Raw genomic sequence first — 18,174 nt, 5'->3', positions numbered from 1 at the left:
GGGACCTTGGAGGGGCCGTGGATCTCCAGTACACCCCCGGACAGCAGGCGTTGCGGGCCGAACTGCGCGCGTACTTCGCGGCACTGGAGCCCGAGGGCTACCGCCGCACCATCCGCCGGCTCGGCGCGGACGGGCGCCTCGGGGTGGGCTGGCCCAAGGAGTACGGGGGCAGCGGGATGACCCCCATGGAACAGTTCATCTTCTTCGACGAGGCCGCACAGGCGGGCGTGCCCCTGCCGCTCATGGCCCTCAACACCGTGGGCCCCACGCTGATGCAGTTCGGCACGGACGCGCAGAAGGCGTACTTCCTGCCCCGGATCCTCTCCGGCGAGATCGACTTCGCCATCGGCTACAGCGAGCCCGGAGCCGGTACCGACCTCGCCGCGCTGAAGACGCGGGCCGTGCGCGACGGCGACCACTACGTCGTCAACGGACAGAAGATCTGGACCACCAACGGCGACACCGCCGACTGGGTCTGGCTCGCCGTGCGCACCGACCCGGACGCCCCGCCCCACAAGGGCATCTCCATGCTCCTGGTGCCCACCACCGACCCCGGCTACTCCTGCACCCTCATCCACACCCTGGCCTCCCACAACACCACGGCCAGCTACTACGACAACGTCCGCGTCCCCGTCGGCCACCTCGTCGGCAAGGAGAACGAGGGCTGGCGGCTGATCACCACCCAGCTCAACCACGAGCGCGTCACCCTCGCCGCCCACGGCAGCTCCGCCATCAGGATCCTGCGCGACGTACGGGACTGGGCCGCCGCCACCGAACTGGCCGACGGCCGCAGGGTGATCGACCTCGGCTGGGTCCGCAGCCGGCTGGCCCGTACACACGTCCGGCTGGAGGCGATGAAGCTGCTCAACTGGCGCATGGTGGACGCCCTGCAGCGCTCCGCGCTCACCCCGCAGGACGCCTCCGCCGTCAAGGTGTACGGCTCCGAGGCGCGCCGGGATGCGTGTGCCTGGCTGATGGAGGTCCTGGCCGCGGCCGGCCCGCTGAAGGAGGGCTCGGCCGGGGCCGTGCTCCACGGCGAGCTGGAACGTGCCTACCGCAGCGCCGTCATCTTCACCTTCGGCGGCGGCAACAATGAGATCCAGCGGGAGATCATCTCCTGGATCGGGCTGGGGATGCCGCGGGTGCGGCGCTGACGCACGTAACGCGGTCACGTCATACCGTCCCGTCACGCGGAGCGGCGGCGGACCTGGTCCTCCTGGGCGAGCCGGCGCAGCAGTTCGAGCAGCGGGCCGGAGAGGGCGAGGACGATGACCGCCTGTTCGGCCAGGGTCGGGGAGTTCTCGAAGGCGGCCGCGCGCTCCATGTCCAAGCGTGCGACGGAGTGCGCCAGTTCGGCGTAGTGGACGAGCCGCTCCGGCCGGTAGTCCGCGTCGAGCCGTCTGAGCTCCCGCAGGGCCGTCGTCAGCCCTTGTACGTGCGGTGAGGCGTCGGGGACCTGCCAGTCCATGGCCGCGATCAGGCCCGCCACGTCCGCTGCCGCGGCCGCCTCGGCCTCCGCCTCCTCGTCGGCGTCCCCGGCCGGGGCCTGCGCGACGGGCACCGGCAGGGCGTAGCTGATCGCCTTGAGCGTCCCGTCGGCGCTCTCGGACTGGTCGACCGCCGTCAGCACGTCGCGGGCGGCGGCGATCGACAGCCCGCCGAGCGTGGTCAGCGCCTTGATCAGCCGCAGCCGCTGCACGTGCTCGTCCCCGTACTCGGCCAGCGTGGCGGCCGTCGCCCTGCCCGCGGGCAGCAGGCCCTCCCGCCGGAAGTACTTGATGCTGGCGACCGGAACGCCGGTTCTGCGGCTGAGCTCCGAGATCTTCATGCAGCTTCCTCGCTGGTGGTGCGGCCGGGCGTCCATGGTCGCGATGGACACCCCAGATGGACACCCCACGTAGATACTGCCACTATCGAGTACTGGATACTTTAAGTATCCAGCTACTCCCTGCCATCGAGTCGGAGCATCCATGCCTTCCCCCCAGCCCCCTTCCGTACTCCGCAGTCCGCGGTTGTGGATCGGTTCGGGCCTCATCCTCGCGGTGGTCGCCGCGCTGTTCTCCCTGCTCTACGTGGGCGGCAACGTCAACCCCAAGGGCCACCTGCGTGACCTGCCCGTCGCGCTGGTCAACAGCGACAAGGGCGCCACCGTGCAGGGCAAGCCCCTCAACGCCGGCGAGCAGGTCGTCTCCGGGATCAAGAAGTCCGCCGAGGGCAACAACAGCTTCGACTGGCAGGTCCTCGACCGCGAGGAGACCGACAAGAAGCTGGGCCAGGGCAAGCTCTTCGGCGCGATCGTCGTGCCGGAGAACTTCACCGCCTCGCTCGCGGGCCTGAGCAGCCCGCAGCAGACGAAGCCCGTCCGCCCGACGATCACGGTGCTCACCAACCAGTCGGCCGGCAGCTTCGGCTCCTCCATGGCCAGCACGGCGACGCAGAAGGCCGCCCACGCCGCCTCCGCCAATCTCGGCCAGCAACTCCTCAAGCAGGCGAACGCCCAGGGCGCCAAGCTCACCCCGGCCTCCCAGCTGATGCTGGCCGACCCCGTGACCGTGCAGGTCGCCGACGGCCACCCGCTCGGTACCCACAGCGCCATGGGCCTGAGCGCCTTCTACTACGCGCTGGTCCTGGTCGTCTGCGGCATGCTCGGCGCCAACGCGATCGTCTCCCAGGTCGACACCTTCCTCGGCTACCTGCACACCGACTTCGGCCCCTTCCGCCAGCGCATGCCGCTGCGGCACACGAGCCGGGTGCGCACCCTGGCCGTCGACTCCGTGCTCATGCTCGTCCTCTCCCTGGTCATGGGCTCCCTGGTCGAGCTCGCCACGGTCGGCATCCTCGGCATGGACGCCTCCCACCTCGGCCTGCTGTGGGTCTACTCCGTGGCCACCGTCGCCGTCGTCGGCCTCGGTGCCCTGGCCCTGCTCCGGGCCTTCGGCGTCCCCGGCATGCTGCTCTCGACGATCGTCTTTGTCGCCATGGCCGTCCCGTCCTCGGGCTCGACCGTCCCGCTCCAGGCGCTGCCCGATTTCTTCCGCGTGCTCTCGGAGTTCGAGCCGCTGCGGCAGATCACCGGCGGCCTGCGCTCGATCCTCTACTACGGCGCCCAGGCCGACGCCGGCCTGACCCGCGCCTGGGCCTCCATGGGCATCGCCCTGGCCGCCGCCCTGCTCTTCGGCTTCGGCATGACCCGCCTCTACGACCTCAAGGGTCTGCACCGGGTCCCGCGCCCCGCCGACGAGTCCGCGGACGCGGAGCCGGAGCAGGCGCCCGCAGCAGTCTGAGAGTGACAACCACCGCCGGCGGTCGCCGGCGGGCATAACAGTGAGGACGCCGGGGCACCAATCCCCGGCGTCCTCACTGCAGTTGCGTGCTGCAGTCGTACTGTCGACAGGAAGCCGCACCATGACGATCTACCAGCACATTCCCCACCCGCACATCGCCTCGCGCCACGCCGTCGGCCCGGTGAAGGTCGCCGACCAGCACGCCACGGGCAACGCGGTCACCCGGTTCAACACCAAGGTCGCCATCCTCGTCACGCGGGCCGTGGGCAGCATGTGGTGCGCCTACGCGTTCGCGCTGTTCGACCTGATCAGCCTGCCCGACGCGATCCACGGCGGGGCGTCGGCGATCGTCTCCTGGGTGGCCCAGACCTTCCTGCAACTGGTGCTGCTGTCGGTCATCATGGTCGGCCAGAACGTCCAGGCCGACGCCTCCGACAAGCGGTCGGAGGCGACGTTCCACGACGCCAGTGCGACGCTGCACGAGGTGGCCCATGTGCAGAGTCATCTTGCCGCGCAGGACGTGCTGTTGACGCGGATCGCGGAGAAGATCGGGCTGGAGCCGGTGCCCGTCATCGACATGCCGGGCGAGGAGGCGGAGGGCTGAGCGATCTCTTCGGGTGCGGGTCCGTTGTGGCTTGTCGCGCAGTTCCCCGCGCCCCTTCGGGCGCGTCCTCTTACCGGCTCAGTCGGTAGGTCCCCTTGCGGCCGTTCGCCGCGCACGATGTCTTTTCCGCGTCCGTCATCTTGCGGCTCTTGACGACCACGGCGTTGCTCACGCCCTCCGTGCCGTTGGGCGCCGGGCCCGTGACGGTGTCGGGCACGTACCAGTAGTAGTGGCCCCACTTCGGGTTGTCGTAGTGCGTCTGCCAGGTGCCCGAGACGGTCTGCATCACCTGGGCGCGGGAGATCCAGCCGACCTCGCCCGGCTGCACCGTCATGTTCAGGGAGCTGGTCTCCGAGTGGGAACTCGACCACGTGTGGCTGTAGTTCGCGGTCACGCTGAGGTTGATGATGTCCGCGATCTTGCCGCCCGCGGTGACGGACACGCCCACGGAGTCGGTGGAGCCCACGGTGTCGGACCAGGTCATCGACTGGGTCGCGGGCGAGGTGCTGCAGTTGTAGAGCGAGTCGGAGACCTGGCGGAAGTCGCCCAGGTAGGCCTTGCCGAGCACCGGGTCGTTGAAGCTGCACTTGCCGAGGCCGGAGGCGCAGTCGGCTATGAGCTCCTTGCGTGTCGGGTTGCTGTCGGCCGCTGCGGGCAGGGCCATCGCCGTCACCATGCCGAGGGCCGTGGCGCCCAGGGCCAGTGCGCGGGTGCCGCCGCGCAGCGTTCTGTTGTTCACCATGTCTGTTCCTCTCGCTCCGTGCGTGGGGGGAGGGGCGGCAACGCAGGCTGATGCCGATCGGCTGGTGCCAATGGGCCTGAAATCGCCGCCTGTTGCGGAAGAGACTGGTGTAAAAGCTCGCTCAAATATACCAAGAGTAAGTAAAGTTGTGGTTGATCATTCAGTGAAATTGCTACCGGCGGCTCCGGGGGCGCATGAAGTGCCGCACGCGCCGTCGGCCTACAAGCTGCGCAGACCGGACGCCATACTGTGAAGGGGCCGGGGGCGGGATGGCGAATCGACGGGGGCGGCGGCAGGGGATGGCGGAGACCAGGCTGATCCAGGGCCGGTACCAGCTGCTCGAACTGATCGGCCGGGGCGGGATGGGCGAGGTCTGGCGTGCCCGCGACGAGTCGCTCGGGCGGCATGTGGCCGTCAAGTGCCTGAAGCCGATGGGCCCCCAGCACGAACAGTCCTATCTGCGCGTGCTGCGCGAGCGCTTCCGCCGCGAGGCCCGGGTCGCCGCCTCCCTGCAGCACCGCGGCATCACCGTCGTGCACGACTTCGGCGAGTGCGACGGCGTGCTGTACCTGGTCATGGAGCTCCTCGACGGCCGCAACCTCAGCCAGCTGCTGGAGGGCAACAAGCACCACCCCCTGCCCGTGCCCGACGTCGTCGACATCGCCGAACAGGTCGGCGCCGCCCTCGCGTACACCCACCGGCAGGGCATCGTCCACCGCGACCTCAAACCCGCCAACATCGTGCGGCTCGCCGACGGCACGGTGAAGATCTGCGACTTCGGCATCGCCCGCCTCGCCCACGACATCGGCTTCAGCACCCGCCTCACGGGCACCGGCATCGCCATGGGCACCCCCCACTACATGTCGCCGGAGCAGATCGGCGCCGGCAACGTGGACCACCGCAGCGACCTGTACTCGCTGGGCTGTGTGCTGTACGAGCTCGCCACCGGCGCCCCGCCCTTCGACATGGACGATGCCTGGGCCGTGCTCGTCGGCCACCGGGACACCCCGCCGCAGCCGCCGCGCGAACTGCGGCCCGAACTCCCCGAGCCCTTCGAGCGCGTCGTCCTCGACCTGCTCGCCAAGGACCCCGCCGACCGGCCCGAGGACGCCGCGGACTTCCTGCGCCGCGTCCTGTCCGGCCACCCCGACCGCCCGTACCGGGACGGCACCGCCGGACACCTGACGCTCCCCGGTGCGCCCCCCCGGGCCGGCCTGCGGGACCGCACCCGGCAGAACGAGCCGCCCCGGCTGCCCGGCTGGGCGCGGAACATGACCACCGGCTCCAAGGCCGCGGGCACCGGCGCCCTCCAGCCGCCGCCCCCCGACCCCGCCGACCAGCTCACCGGCGCATGGACCCGGGCGTGGACCACCCAGGGCGGCACCGCCGGCACCGAACGCCCGCCGCCCGCACGCCTCACCGAACTCGCCGGGCGGCACAGCGAGGGACTGCGCTTCGCCCGCCTCGGCCGCTGGTCCGAAGCCGGCGAGGTGCACCGCGGCGTCGTCGCCGAGCGCGAGCGCGCCCTCGGCCCCGACCACCCCGACACCCTGGCCAGCCGGTACGAACTCGCCTTCGCCCTCAGCCGGCTGGGCCGGGCCGACGAGGCCATGCGCGAGTTCGCCCGCACCGCGGCCGGCCGCGAACGGGTGCTCGGCCCCGACCACCCCGACACCCTGGCCGCACGCCAGGAGACCGCATACGTACTCGGCCAGCTCGGCCGCCACTTCGAGGCCCACCAGGTCTATGCCGCCGTGCTCACCGCCCGCGAGCGCACCATGGGCCCCGACGACCCGGACACCCTGCGCTGCCGCCACAACCTCGCCTTCAACCTCAGCCGCCTCGGGCGCCTGGAGGACTCGTACCGCATGGCGCACGAAGTGGCCGAGGCACGCGCCCGGGTACTCGGCCCCGACCACCCCGACACCCTCGTCACCCGCTACGAGGTGGGCTACGCGCTCGGCCAGCTGAACCGCTGGAGCGAGGCCCTGCGCACCTACCGCGAAGTGGCCGAGGCGCGCGCCCGGGTGCTCGGCCCGCTGGAGCCCGACACCCTTGCAGCGCGCTACGAGGCCGGCATCTGCCTCGGCCGGCTCGGCCGCAGCGCGGAGGCGCTGGAGCTCTACCGCGGCCTCGTCGAGGACCGCACCCGCGCCCAGGGCCCCGCGCACCCCGACACCCTGCGGGCCCGGCACGGCCTCGGCGTCAACCTCGGCCGCCTGGGCCGCTGGGAGGAGGCCCTGGCCGAGGCGCGGGACGTCTGCGCCATCCGCACCCGGGTGCTCGGCGCCGACCACCCCGACACGCTCGTCAGCCGGCGCGAGGTGGCCGTCGGGCTGGGGTGGCTCAGCCGGTGGACGGATGCGCTCGCCGTCTACCGGGAGGTGGCGCAGGCGCGGCAGCGGGTGCTGGGCGCCGACCATCCCGACGCCCTCGCCAGCCGCAATGACGAGGCGCACTGTCTGGAGCAACTCGGGCGGTCTGCCGAGGCGGTTGAGCTGTACCGGCAGGTTGCGGCCCTTCGGCAGACGCGGGCCACGCGGGGGAGCCGGCAAGTGTGACGGTTCGTTGTCGGGTGCGGGTCCGTTGTGGCTGGTCGCGCAGTTCCCCGCGCCCCTTACGGGGCACATGTATTCCCCTTGAGCCTCCCATGCGCCATCCTGCGCCCCATGCGGACCGCCCTGAGTGAGCAACTCGGTATCGAGCACGCCCTCTTCGGGTTCACCCCGTTTCCCGCCGTGGCCGCCGCCATCAGCCGGGCCGGCGGGCTCGGGGTGCTCGGGGCCGTGCGCTACAGCGACCCCGAGCGACTCGCCCGGGACCTCGACTGGATGCACGAGCACACCGACGGCAGGCCGTACGGGCTCGACGTCGTCATGCCCGCCCGGCAGGTCCGGGGCGTGACCGAGGCCGACATCGAGGGCATGATCCCCGATGGGCACCGCCGGTTCGTCGAGGAGACCCTGGCCCGCCACGGCGTCCCCCCGCTGCCCGCCGGCGAGCGCTCCGGATGGCGCATCACCGGCTGGCTGGAGGACGTCGCCCGCGCCCAGCTCGACATCGCCTTCGACCACCCCCTCGCCCTCCTCGCCAACGCCCTCGGCCCGCCGCCCCCCGACGTCATCGCCCGCGCCCACGACCACGGCATCCGGGTCGCCGCGCTCGCCGGCAGCGCCCGGCACGCGCTGCGCCACGCGGACGCCGGCGTCGACATCGTCGTCGCCCAGGGGTATGAAGCCGGCGGCCACACCGGGGAGATCGCCACCATGGTGCTCACCCCCGAGGTCGTCCGCGCCGTCGACCCGCTGCCCGTGCTCGCCGCCGGAGGCATCGGCAGCGGCGAACAGATCGCCGCCGGGCTCGCGCTCGGCGCCCAGGGCGTCTGGCTCGGCTCCGTGTGGCTCACCACTGAGGAGGCCGGACTGGGATCCGGCGCCCTGACCGGCAAACTCCTGGCGGCCGGTTCGGGCGACACGGTGCGCTCGCGGTGCCTCACCGGCAAGCCCGCACGGCAGTTGCGCACGGCGTGGACCGACGCCTGGGAGGACCCGGCAGGCCCCGGCACCCTGCCGATGCCGCTACAAGGGCTGCTGGTCGCCGAGGCCCTCACCCGCATCCAGCAGCACGAGACCGTGCCCCTGCTGGGCACGCCGGTCGGGCAGATCGTCGGCCGGATGAACTCCGTACGCGGAGTGCAGGCCGTGGTCGACGAGTTGACGGCCGGCTTCGAGCGCGCGGTACGCCGGCTCGACCGCATCGCCGGACACGCCTGAGGAGGACGACGCGCCATGACCGCAACTTCCAACGGCTTCTGGGCCCAGGCAACCGCCGACCCCGCCCGCACCGTCCTCATCGCACCGGACGGCAGGGGATGGAGCGCCGGCCGGCTGCACGCCGCAGCCAACCGGCTCGTCCACGGACTGCGTGCCGCCGGGCTCCGCGAGGGCGACGCCTTCGCCACCGTGCTGCCCAACGGCGCCGACTTCCTCACCGCCCATCTCGCCGCCACCCAGGCCGGGTTCTACCTCGTGCCCGTCAACCACCACCTGGTCGCACCCGAGATCGCCTGGATCCTCGCCGACTCCGGCGCGAAGGTCCTCCTCGCCCACGAGCGCTGGTCCACCGCGGCGGTGGCCGCCGCGGACGAGGCCGGCCTGCCCGCCTCCGCGTGCTACGCGGTCGGGGACATCGCCGGCTTCCGCCCGTACACCGCACTCCTCGACGGACAGCCGGACACCCCGCCCGGAGGGCGCACGCTCGGCTGGGTCATGAACTACACCTCCGGCACCACCGGCCGCCCGCGCGGCATCCGCCGCCCCCTGCCCGGCAGACCGCCCGAGGAGGCCCATCTGGGCGGATTCCTCGGCATCTTCGGCATCCGGCCCTTCGGCGGCAACGTCCACCTGGTGTGCTCACCGCTCTACCACACGGCCGTCCTGCAGTTCGCCGCCGCGTCCCTGCACATCGGACACCGGCTGGTCGTGATGGACAAGTGGGCACCCGAGGAGATGCTGCGCCTGATCGAGACCCACCGGTGCACCCACACCCACATGGTGCCCACCCAGTTCCAGCGGCTGCTGGCCCTGCCGCACGACGTCCGGGGCGCGTACGACGTCTCGTCGATGCGCCACGCGATCCACGGCGCGGCCCCCTGCCCCGAGCACGTCAAGCGGGCGATGATCGGCTGGTGGGGCGGCTGCGTCGAGGAGTACTACGCCGCCAGCGAGGGCGGCGGCGCCTTCGCCACGGCCGCGGACTGGCTGAAGAAGCCCGGCACGGTCGGCAGGGCCTGGCCCATCAGCGAGATCGCCGTCCTCGACGACGACGGCGCACCGCTGCCCCCGGGCGAACTCGGCACGGTCTACCTGAAGATGACCACCGGAGGCTTCGCCTACCACAAGGACCGGGACAAGACCGAGGAGAACCGCGTCGGCGACTTCTTCACCGTCGGCGACCTCGGCCATCTCGACGCGGACGGCTACCTCTTCCTGCGTGACCGCAAGGCCGACGTGATCATCTCGGGCGGCGTCAACATCTATCCCGCCGAGATCGAGTCCGTCCTGCTCACCCACCCCGCCGTCGCCGACGCCGCGGTCTTCGGCATCCCGCACGACGAGTGGGGCGAAGAGGTCAAGGCCGTCGTCGAACCGGCCGAGGATCACCGCCCGGACGAGCGGCTCGCCGCCGCGATCCTCGCGCACTGCACGGACCGCCTGGCCGGCTACAAGCGCCCCAAGTCCCTGGACTTCGTCGCGGAGATGCCCCGCGACCCCAACGGCAAGCTCTACAAGAGGCGCTTGCGCGACCCCTATTGGGAGGGCCGCGCAAACGCGATTTAAGGGGTGCGGCGCGTCAGCGTTCGCTCACCCGCACCACCTTGAGCTGCGGCGAAGCAAGAATGTCCTTCTCGCAGAACCGGCTCTTCACCATGCGCCCGGCCGAGAACAGCTCGGTCTGGTCACTGTAGTGGGGCGACGTGGGGTCGGACGACTGCGAGTAGGTCAGCAGCGTACGGGCCACCGGGCAGGCGCTGCCGTCCCAGCCGACCGCCTGGATGTAGCTGGAGCCGAAGTTCACGTCCCCGTAGCCGCCGTGGGCCGCGTTCCAGGGGGAACCGATGATGTTCCAGGCGCCCACCTCCTCGCCGCCGCCGGAGATCGGGATGTGCTTGCCGTTGCGCACGACGAACTGGTGCTCGCCCAGCGGCGCGTCGAGCGGGATGCCGGACGCCCGCAGCTCGGTGACGGTGTCGGCCAGCGCGCGGCCCACGGCCGGGTCGGCGGTGTTCAGGGTGTTGGGCGTGGCCACGGGGTCGGAGGCGGAGAACGGCACCTTCCACACGGTGGCCTTCGGGTCGGCCGTCAGCTTCCGCCAGAAGCGGTCGAAGAGCAGCGCGCCCTTGCTGCCGGTCTTCACCGTCCGGTCCCAGCCGGCCAGTACACCGCAGGCGGCCGAGACGTCGACGGCCTTGCCGTCGCTGCCGGTTGCGCTGCCGCCCGGCAGGGCGGAGCAGGCCTTCGCCGCGTCGGCGGCGGCCCGGTCGCCCGAGGGTGCGCGGTTCGCGAACTGCTGCTTCTGCAGGTCGTCCACGGTCAGCCCGCCGCGCTTCGCCATGGCGGACATGTCCTCGATCGCGCCACGGGTGCGCGCCGAGCGCTCGGTGCTGGTGTCGCCGAAGATCCGCGGGTAGCCGGTGAGCGGCCGGTCCGCGTTCGTCAGCCAGGGGCTGTCGTTGGAGTTCTCGGCGTACGGGGCGTCGACCAGCGTCGGCATCGCCGACGGGCCGAAGGTCCCGGGCTGTACGGAGTCCGGGTCCGTGCCGGGCACGCAGTCGCTGCGCGAGCCGTCCAGGACGGCGAGGCCCTCCTCCGGGTAGTACTGCTTGCCGAGGTCCGTGGAGCAGCGCCCGGCGAGTTCGTCGGTGATGCGCGGCAGCAGCTGCGACTGGGTGTAGAGGGTGTGCCCGGCGGAGTCCGCGGCGACGGTGTTGACCCACGGCAGGCCCTGCGTGCGGCGCAGCGCCGCCTGGACGTCCCGGACGCTGCGGGACTTGCTCAGTCCCAGCGAGGTGTCGTTGAAGCGCAGTTGGGCGGCGTTCGGGTCGGAGAGGGCGAAGGCCGTGCCGGCGTTCCACGGCAGGTGGAATTCTCCCCCGGCGAGCACGGGCCCGTAGCGGGTCCACCACTGGCTGCGGGTGACTGCTGAGACCTTGCCGTCCTTGCCGCGCACGGGCACGGTGACCTTGCGCTCGGTCATGCGCTCGGGCTTGCCGTCCACGAGGTAGGAGTGCAGGTCGCCCGGGGCGATCTTGAGCTGGAACAGGTTTACGGGCCAGCTGGCGGCGACCGTGTGACTCCAGGCGATGCGGTCGTTGTGGCCGACCTCGACCATCGGTGTGCCCAGCAGCGAGCTGCCCTCGACGTTCAGTTCACCGGGGATGGTCAGCTGCGACTGCCAGAGGCGGCGGCCGCCCGCCCACGGGTAGTGCGGGTTGCCGAGCAGCAGGCCGCGGCCGTTGGCGGCCGTGGAGCCCGAGAAGACGACCGCGTTGGACCCCATGTCGGAGTTCTTCCGGTCGAACAGCTTGCGGACGGTGGCCGCGGGTGCGGGCTTCGCGTCGGTCGGCCCGGCCTGGATGAAGTTCTCCACCCAGCCGCTCTGGCCGCTCAGCATGGTGATCGCGTAGCCGCGCATGGCCACGTCGACGGGGGTGACCGGCGTCAGCCAGTCCGCGCCGCGGCACGCGGGATCCTTGATGTCGCCGCGGTGTTGGCGCAGCCAGGCGTTGTATCCGGCGGCCCAGCCCCGCATCAGCTCCTTCGACTGCCGGGTGGGCCCGGCCGGAGCGGGCTGGTCGAGGAGCTTCTCCACGGTCTTCGCGTTCCGGATGCCGCGGAAGAACAGGTCGCTGGAGAAGTTGGTCCTGGCGTTGGAGAGCGAGCGGTCGGTCGTACCGTCGGGGCCGAAGTGGCGCGAGCGGTCGCCGTGCAGCGTGACGAACCCGTCGGCGAGGGTGCAGACCTGGTCGGTGGCCTGGGCCCAGCCCTGGCCGAAGCCGAGGCTCGCGTAGTCCTTGGCGACGATGTGCGGAATGCCGTACTCGGTGTAGCGGATGACGGCCGACATGCGGTCGCCCGACGGCCGGTCCGCCCGGTCCTGCGAGGCGGCCGACGCGGGCAGCGTGGTGGCGCCGGTCAGCAGGGCGAGAGCTCCGACCGCGAACGCTCTTAAGTGGTGACGACGTTGCAACATGACCTCCTAAGGGGTCACAAGACGACAACGGTCGTCTTGTATAACGCCAGTTACGGTCAAGTAGGTTCCCTGGGCTGACCGTTGGCGATGTCACCGGCCAGCCCCCTTGACGCGCGTCGACCGGTGTCCCAAGATCCGGTCCATGTCCGGAGTACGCGAGAGCACCGTGGACGGCATCATCCGGCGCACCGCCCGGCGCGTACCGGACAGAACCGCAGTGCGCTACGGCGAACGCGCCTGGACCTACCGCGAATTGGACGAGGCGGTGACCGCGGCCGCGGGCGTCCTCCTGGAGCACGGACTGCAGCCGGGCGACCGCGTCGCCGCCTACGGTCACAACTCCGACGCCTACCTGATCGGCTTCCTCGCCTGCTCCCGGGCCGGGCTGGTGCACGTGCCCGTCAACCACCAGCTCACGGGTGGTGAACTGCTGTACGTCCTGGAGCAGTCGGGCAGCACGTTCGTCCTCGCCGACCCGCAGCTCGAACCCCGGCTCCCGGACACGCCGCGGTCGCTGCCCCTGCGCGACGCGCCCGGCTCGCTGCTCGACCGGCTCGACGGCGCCACCGCCCGCCCGCTGTACGAGCTGAACGGGAACCGCCCCGAACTCGTCCAGCTCCTCTACACCTCGGGCACCACCGCCCTGCCCAAGGGCGCGATGATGACCCACCGTGCCTTCGTGCACGAGTACGTCAGCGTCATCACCGCCATGGACTTCAGGGAGACGGACCGTCCCGTCCACGCCCTGCCGCTCTACCACTCGGCCCAGATGCACGTCTTCCTGCTGCCCTACCTGGCGGTGGGCGCGGAGAACACCATCATCGACGGGCCGGATCCCGGAGAGGTGATGGCGCTGGTCGAGGAGGGGCGGGCCGACAGCTTCTTCGCCCCGCCGACCGTCTGGATCGCCCTCGCCCGGCACCCGGATTTCGCCACCCGGGATCTCTCCGCCCTGCGCAAGGCCTACTACGGGGCCTCCGTCATGCCCGTCCCGGTCCTGGAGAAACTGCGCGCCCGGCTGCCCGGCCTCGCCTTCTACAACTGCTTCGGGCAGAGCGAGATCGGCCCGCTCGCCACCGTCCTCGGCCCGGACGAGCACGAGGGACGGCTGGACTCCTGCGGACGGCCCGTGCTGTTCGTGGAGGCGAAGGTGGTGGACGAGACGGGCGAGGAGGTCCCCGACGGCACACCCGGCGAGGCCGTCTACCGCTCGCCGCAGCTGTGCGAGGGCTACTGGGACAAGCCGCAGGAGACCGAAGAGGCCTTCCGCGACGGCTGGTTCCGCTCCGGCGACCTCGTCGTCCGGGACGAGGAGGGCTACTTCACGGTCGTCGACCGCGTGAAGGACGTCATCAACTCCGGCGGCGTGCTCATCGCCTCGCGTCAGGTCGAGGACGTGCTGTACGGGCACCCCGACGTCGTCGAGGCGGCGGTGATCGGCCTGCCGGACGAGCGCTGGATCGAGGCGGTCACGGCCGTCGTCGTGACGCGCGGCGCGGTGAGCGAGGGCGAGCTCATCGCCTACGCGCAGGAGCGGATGGCCCGCTTCAAGGCGCCCAAGCGGGTCCTGTTCGTGGACGAACTGCCGCGGAACGCCAGCGGGAAGATCCTCAAGCGGGAGCTGAGGGAGCGCTTCGCAGATCGACGATCCTCCTGAGCTTGCCCACCGACCGCTCCAGCGTCTCCGGATCCACGATCTCCACGGTCACGGACACCCCGATGCCGTCCTTGACCAGACGCGCGATCTCCACGGCGGCCGCGGTGCGTTGCACGGACGTCGCGTCGGGACGGGCCTCGGCGCGGACGGTCATCCGGTCCATCCGGCCCTCGCGCGTGAGGCGCAGCTGGAAGTGGGGCGAGACGCCGGGCGTGCGCAGGACGATCTCCTCGATCTGGGACGGGAAGAGGTTCACGCCCCGCAGAATGATCAGGTCGTCGCTGCGGCCGGTGAGCCGCTCCATGCGGCGGAACTCCGGATACGCGGTGCCCGGCAGCAGCCGGGTGAGGTCGCGGGTGCGGTAACGGACGACGGGCATGGCCTCCTTGGTGAGCGAGGTGAACACCAGCTCGCCGTGGGCGCCTTCGGGCAGCGGCTCGCCCGTGACGGGGTCGACGATCTCCGGGTAGAAGTGGTCCTCCCAGATGTGCAGCCCGTCCTTGGTCCGCACACTCTCCTGGGCCACCCCGGGCCCCATCACCTCCGACAGCCCGTAGATGTCGACGGCGTCGAGGGCGAACCGCTCCTCGATCTCCCGCCGCATCTCCTCGGTCCACGGCTCGGCGCCGAAGATGCCGACCTCGAGCGACGTGGTGCGGGGGTCGACGCCCTGGCGCTCGAACTCGTCGAGAAGAGTGAGCATGTAGGAGGGCGTCACCATGATGATCCGGGGCCGGAGGTCCTGGATCAGCCGCACCTGGCGCGAGGTCATCCCGCCGGAGGCGGGAATGACGGTGCAGCCGAGCCGCTCGGCGCCGTAGTGGGCGCCGAGGCCCCCGGTGAACAGCCCGTATCCGTAGGCCACATGCACCCTGTCGCCGGGCCGCCCGCCCGCTGCGCGGATGGACCGCGCGACCACATCGGCCCAGGTGTCGAGGTCGCGCTCGGTGTACCCGACGACGGTGGGGGCACCGGTCGTGCCACTGGAGGCGTGGATGCGGCGGATGTCCTTCTCGGGCACGGCGAACATGCCGCAGGGGTACTGGGCGCGGAGATCGTCCTTGGTGGTGAAGGGGAAGCGGGGAAGATCGGCGGGGGAGCGGCAGTCCTCGGGGCGGACGCCGGCGGCGTCGAAGGCGTGGCGGTAGAAGGGGACGTGCTCGTAGGCGCGGCGGAGCGTGGCACGGAGGCGCTCCTGCTGGAGGGTGAGGAGATCCATGGTGCGCTCGCCTCCGGGGTGGGCCTACCGATCGTTCGGTCAAACCAAGCAGGCGGGGGCGGGGGGCGTCAAGGCTTTACGGCTGCCGGCACATCGTGGCTGGTCGCGCAGTTCCCCGCGCCCCTTACGGGGCGCGGCCCCGGGCACCTCACCCCCCGCCCACCACCCCCCGCGCCCACCGGTAATCCGCCTTCCCGCTCGGCGAGCGTCGAATGCAATCGGCGAAAACCACCAGCCGCGGCACCTTGTACCCCGCCAGCCGTGCCCGGCAATGCGCCTGTAGGGCCCCCCGCGTCGGAGGCGCGACCCCCGGTCGCGGCTGGACGACCGCCGCGACCCGTTCGCCCCACCGCTCGTCCGGCGCCCCCGCCACCACCGCGTCGTACACGCCCGGGTGCGCCTTCAGGACCTCCTCCACCTCCTCCGGGAACACCTTCTCGCCGCCCGTGTTGATGCACTGCGACCCGCGGCCGAGCACCGTGACGACGCCCTCCGCGTCGACCGTCGCCATGTCCCCGAGCAGCACCCATCGTTCACCCTGTTCGCGGAAGAACGTCCGGGCGGTCAGCTCGGGGTCGTTGTAGTAGCCCAGAGGAACGTGCCCGCGCTGGGCGAGCCGTCCGGGTTCGCCCACACCCACCGGGCGGTGAGTCTCCGGATCCACCACCGCCGTACGGTCGTTGACGCGGATCCGGAACCCCTTCCCCGCCCCCGCGCCCGCGTCCGGCGTGGCCGTGCCGTTGAAGCCCGACTCGGACGAGCCGAAGTTGTTGAGCAGCAGCACCCCGGGCAGCAGTGCCGCGAACTCCTCGCGCACCGTGCGCGACAGCACCGCCCCCGAGCTGCTCACGCTCAGCAGCGACGAGCAGTCGGTGCCCCGCAGCGGACCGGCGAGCGCGTCCACCAAGGGGCGCAGCATGGCGTCGCCCACCAGTGACAGGCTGGTGACGCGCTCCTGTGCCACCGTCCGCAGGATGTCCTCCGGCGCGAACTTGCGGTGGAGCACGGTCTTCTGGCCGAAGCCGAAGGAGATGAACGCGGTGAGCGTGGACGTGCCGTGCATCAACGGCGCGGTGGGGAAGAAGACCAGGCCCTCCCCGCCCGCGGCCACCCGCTCGGCCAGCTCCTCCGGGCGCTTGACCGGTTCGCCCGTCGGTGCGCCGCCGCCGAGGCCGGAGAAGAACAGGTCCTCCTGCCGCCAGACCACGCCCTTGGGCATGCCGGTGGTGCCGCCGGTGCAGATGATGAAGCGGTCGTCGCCGGAGCGCCGGGGGAAGTCCCGTTCCGGCGAGCCGGCCGCCTCGGCGTCGCGGAACGCGACCGGCGCGATGCGGGGTTCGCCCGCGCCCTCGGGCGGTGCTCCCACCCGCACCAGGTGTCGCAGCGTCGTCGTCCGCGGCGCCGCCTCCGCCACCCGCTCCGTGAACTCGGCGTCGAAGACCACCGCCACCAGGTCGGTGTCGCAGTACAGGCGGGCCAGCTCGTCCGCCACGTAGCGGTAGTTGACGTTGACCGGCACCGCCCGGATCTTCAGGCAGGCCAGCACGGTCTGGAGATACTCGATGCCGTTGTAGAGGTGGAGGCCCACGTGCTCGTGCGGCGAGATTCCGTTGTCGCGCAGGTGGTGGGCCAGCCGGTTGGCCGCCGCGTCGAGCTGTGCGTAGGTGAGCCGGTGTACGGCGCTTCCGGGCGGGCCGAGGTGGACGAGCGCCTCCCGGGCGGGCACCGTGTCGGCGACGGACTCGAAGAGATCGGCGAGGTTGTAGTCCACGGCGGCCATTAGAGCGCCGGGCCGGGGCGGCGGGAAGGGCCCGGCATCAAGAAAACTGACGGGTTGTCAGAAAACCCTTGAACCGCCCCGCACCCTCCTGCACCCTGTGCGGCATGGACGGCAACGGACACCTCACCGTGGAGCGCGTCGGCGCGACCCTCGTGCTCACCCTCGACCGGCCCGAGGCGAGGAACGCCCTCTCGCTGCCGATGCTGGCCGGCCTCCACGACGGCTGGCTCGCCGCCGACGCCGACGACGGCATCCGCTCGATCGTCCTCACCGGTGCGGGCGGCGCCTTCTGCTCCGGCATGGACCTCAAGGCCCTGGCCCGCTCGGGAACCCCCGAGGGCGGCGACGACCCCCTGCGGGCCCGCTTCCGGGCCGACCCCGACCTGCACTGGAAGGCCATGCTCCGTCACTACCGGCCGCGCAAGCCCGTCATCGCCGCCGTCGAGGGCCCCTGCGTGGCCGGCGGCACCGAGATCCTCCAGGGCACCGACATCCGCATCGCCGGACAGAGCGCCGTCTTCGGCCTGTTCGAGGTCCGGCGCGGCCTCTTCCCCATCGGCGGCTCCACCGTCCGCCTGCCCCGACAGATCCCGCACACCCACGCCCTGGAGATGCTGCTCACCGGGCGGCCGTACACCGCCACGGAGGCGGAGCGCATCGGGCTCATCGGGCATGTCGTCCCGGACGGCACCGCGCTGCAGAGGGCCTTGGAGATCGCCGAACTCGTCAATGCCAACGCCCCGTTGGCGGTCGAGGCCGTGAAGGCCTGCGTGTACGAGACCGCCGGGATGAGCGAACCGGATGCCCTGGCGGTCGAACTCGACCGCGGCATGCCCGTTTTCGGCACTGCCGATGCCAAGGAGGGTGCCCGTGCCTTTGCCGAGAAGCGGGTTGCCGTCTACCGGCGGGCCTAGGCCGTGTCCGGCGGATCTCCGCGCCCCGCCAGGGGCGCGGGGCTGTGTCGATGTGCGGCTCCGCCGCGTGGGCGCGACCAGGCGCCCCGTCAGGGGCGCGGGGAACTGCGCGACCAGCCCCGACCGGCCTGCAGTCGACGTACCACCCCAGGGGTCCGGGGCGAAGCCCCGGGAACCTCGGCTGCAGGCGCGCGCCCAGCCCCCGCAGCACACGCCCCGCGA

At 71.7% G+C, this 18,174-nt stretch carries 13 protein-coding genes; 8 read left to right on the top strand and 5 right to left on the bottom strand.

The window, feature by feature from the left end; all coding sequences use genetic code 11:
• The first annotated feature begins 17 nt into the window (after positions 1-17).
• Positions 18-1,154 (top strand): acyl-CoA dehydrogenase family protein, encoded by a 1,137-nt coding sequence (locus ACWD4B_RS17145; RefSeq protein ID WP_451421495.1) that lies wholly within the window; start codon positions 18-20, stop codon positions 1,152-1,154.
• A gap of 32 nt (positions 1,155-1,186) precedes the next feature.
• Here the strand turns inward: ACWD4B_RS17145 and ACWD4B_RS17140 are convergent, their stop codons facing one another.
• Positions 1,187-1,828 carry a MerR family transcriptional regulator gene (locus tag ACWD4B_RS17140; RefSeq protein ID WP_451421494.1) on the bottom strand — a complete coding sequence of 214 codons (642 nt, stop codon included), beginning with the start codon at positions 1,826-1,828 and terminating at the stop codon, positions 1,187-1,189.
• 142 nt (positions 1,829-1,970) lie between these two features.
• Between ACWD4B_RS17140 and ACWD4B_RS17135 the strand changes: the two genes are divergently transcribed.
• Positions 1,971-3,284 carry a YhgE/Pip domain-containing protein gene (locus tag ACWD4B_RS17135; RefSeq protein ID WP_451421493.1) on the top strand — a complete coding sequence of 438 codons (1,314 nt, stop codon included), beginning with the start codon at positions 1,971-1,973 and terminating at the stop codon, positions 3,282-3,284.
• A gap of 121 nt (positions 3,285-3,405) precedes the next feature.
• The gene (locus tag ACWD4B_RS17130) at positions 3,406-3,888 is read left to right on the top strand and encodes a hypothetical protein (protein WP_451421492.1); all 483 of its coding nucleotides are present in this window, start codon (positions 3,406-3,408) and stop codon (positions 3,886-3,888) included.
• 70 nt (positions 3,889-3,958) lie between these two features.
• Here the strand turns inward: ACWD4B_RS17130 and ACWD4B_RS17125 are convergent, their stop codons facing one another.
• A complete protein-coding gene (locus tag ACWD4B_RS17125; RefSeq protein ID WP_451421491.1) occupies positions 3,959-4,630 on the bottom strand; it encodes a hypothetical protein in 672 nt (223 codons plus the stop codon).
• A gap of 299 nt (positions 4,631-4,929) precedes the next feature.
• On the opposite strand from ACWD4B_RS17125, the gene ACWD4B_RS17120 reads away from it, so the two are divergent.
• The 3 genes from ACWD4B_RS17120 (at position 4,930) to ACWD4B_RS17110 (ending at position 9,969) form a co-directional block, all read left to right on the top strand.
• Positions 4,930-7,191 (top strand): tetratricopeptide repeat protein, encoded by a 2,262-nt coding sequence (locus tag ACWD4B_RS17120; protein ID WP_451421527.1) that lies wholly within the window; start codon positions 4,930-4,932, stop codon positions 7,189-7,191.
• A 108-nt stretch (positions 7,192-7,299) separates the two neighbouring features.
• A complete protein-coding gene (locus ACWD4B_RS17115) occupies positions 7,300-8,403 on the top strand; it encodes an NAD(P)H-dependent flavin oxidoreductase (RefSeq protein ID WP_451421490.1) in 1,104 nt (367 codons plus the stop codon).
• A gap of 15 nt (positions 8,404-8,418) precedes the next feature.
• The gene (locus ACWD4B_RS17110; RefSeq protein WP_451421489.1) at positions 8,419-9,969 is read left to right on the top strand and encodes an acyl-CoA synthetase; all 1,551 of its coding nucleotides are present in this window, start codon (positions 8,419-8,421) and stop codon (positions 9,967-9,969) included.
• Between the two features lie 13 nt (positions 9,970-9,982).
• Here ACWD4B_RS17110 and ACWD4B_RS17105 read toward each other — a convergent pair whose 3' ends face one another.
• On the bottom strand, positions 9,983-12,382 hold the full coding sequence (locus ACWD4B_RS17105; RefSeq protein WP_451421488.1) for a penicillin acylase family protein: 2,400 nt from the start codon (positions 12,380-12,382) through the stop codon (positions 9,983-9,985).
• Positions 12,383-12,524: 142 nt separating this feature from the next.
• Between ACWD4B_RS17105 and ACWD4B_RS17100 the strand changes: the two genes are divergently transcribed.
• Positions 12,525-14,039, top strand: a complete 1,515-nt coding sequence (locus ACWD4B_RS17100; protein WP_451421487.1) for an acyl-CoA synthetase — start codon at positions 12,525-12,527, stop codon at positions 14,037-14,039.
• Here ACWD4B_RS17100 and paaK read toward each other — a convergent pair.
• Together paaK and ACWD4B_RS17090 are read right to left on the bottom strand one after the other, a co-directional pair.
• Complete coding sequence (gene paaK / locus ACWD4B_RS17095; protein ID WP_451421486.1) at positions 13,993-15,258, bottom strand: phenylacetate--CoA ligase PaaK; 1,266 nt, start codon at positions 15,256-15,258, stop codon at positions 13,993-13,995. The two genes, ACWD4B_RS17100 and paaK, sit on opposite strands and share 47 nt — an antisense overlap.
• Before the next feature lie 148 nt (positions 15,259-15,406).
• Positions 15,407-17,029, bottom strand: coding sequence for an acyl-CoA synthetase (locus ACWD4B_RS17090; protein WP_451421485.1), 1,623 nt, complete (start codon positions 17,027-17,029; stop codon positions 15,407-15,409).
• A 113-nt stretch (positions 17,030-17,142) separates the two neighbouring features.
• On the opposite strand from ACWD4B_RS17090, the gene ACWD4B_RS17085 reads away from it, so the two are divergent.
• Positions 17,143-17,952: a crotonase/enoyl-CoA hydratase family protein gene (locus ACWD4B_RS17085; RefSeq protein WP_451421484.1), complete on the top strand. Its 810-nt coding sequence runs from the start codon at positions 17,143-17,145 to the stop codon at positions 17,950-17,952.
• Positions 17,953-18,174: the final 222 nt, after the last annotated feature.

It is taken from the genome of Streptomyces sp. NPDC002536, from assembly GCF_053594995.1.
This window is presented reverse-complemented; position numbering and strand designations above follow the sequence as displayed.

Bases quoted from the DNA above. Each gene is read 5' to 3' on its own strand.
- ACWD4B_RS17140 (WP_451421494.1), bottom strand. From the start codon at position 1,828: ATGAAGATCTCGGAGCTCAGCCGCAGAACCGGCGTTCCGGTCGCCAGC.
- ACWD4B_RS17135 (WP_451421493.1), top strand. From the start codon at position 1,971: ATGCCTTCCCCCCAGCCCCCTTCCGTACTCCGCAGTCCGCGGTTGTGG.
- ACWD4B_RS17130 (WP_451421492.1), top strand. From the start codon at position 3,406: ATGACGATCTACCAGCACATTCCCCACCCGCACATCGCCTCGCGCCAC.
- ACWD4B_RS17125 (WP_451421491.1), bottom strand. From the start codon at position 4,630: ATGGTGAACAACAGAACGCTGCGCGGCGGCACCCGCGCACTGGCCCTG.
- ACWD4B_RS17120 (WP_451421527.1), top strand. From the start codon at position 4,930: ATGGCGGAGACCAGGCTGATCCAGGGCCGGTACCAGCTGCTCGAACTG.
- ACWD4B_RS17115 (WP_451421490.1), top strand. From the start codon at position 7,300: ATGCGGACCGCCCTGAGTGAGCAACTCGGTATCGAGCACGCCCTCTTC.
- ACWD4B_RS17110 (WP_451421489.1), top strand. From the start codon at position 8,419: ATGACCGCAACTTCCAACGGCTTCTGGGCCCAGGCAACCGCCGACCCC.
- ACWD4B_RS17105 (WP_451421488.1), bottom strand. From the start codon at position 12,382: ATGTTGCAACGTCGTCACCACTTAAGAGCGTTCGCGGTCGGAGCTCTC.
- ACWD4B_RS17100 (WP_451421487.1), top strand. From the start codon at position 12,525: ATGTCCGGAGTACGCGAGAGCACCGTGGACGGCATCATCCGGCGCACC.
- paaK (WP_451421486.1), bottom strand. From the start codon at position 15,258: ATGGATCTCCTCACCCTCCAGCAGGAGCGCCTCCGTGCCACGCTCCGC.
- ACWD4B_RS17085 (WP_451421484.1), top strand. From the start codon at position 17,143: ATGGACGGCAACGGACACCTCACCGTGGAGCGCGTCGGCGCGACCCTC.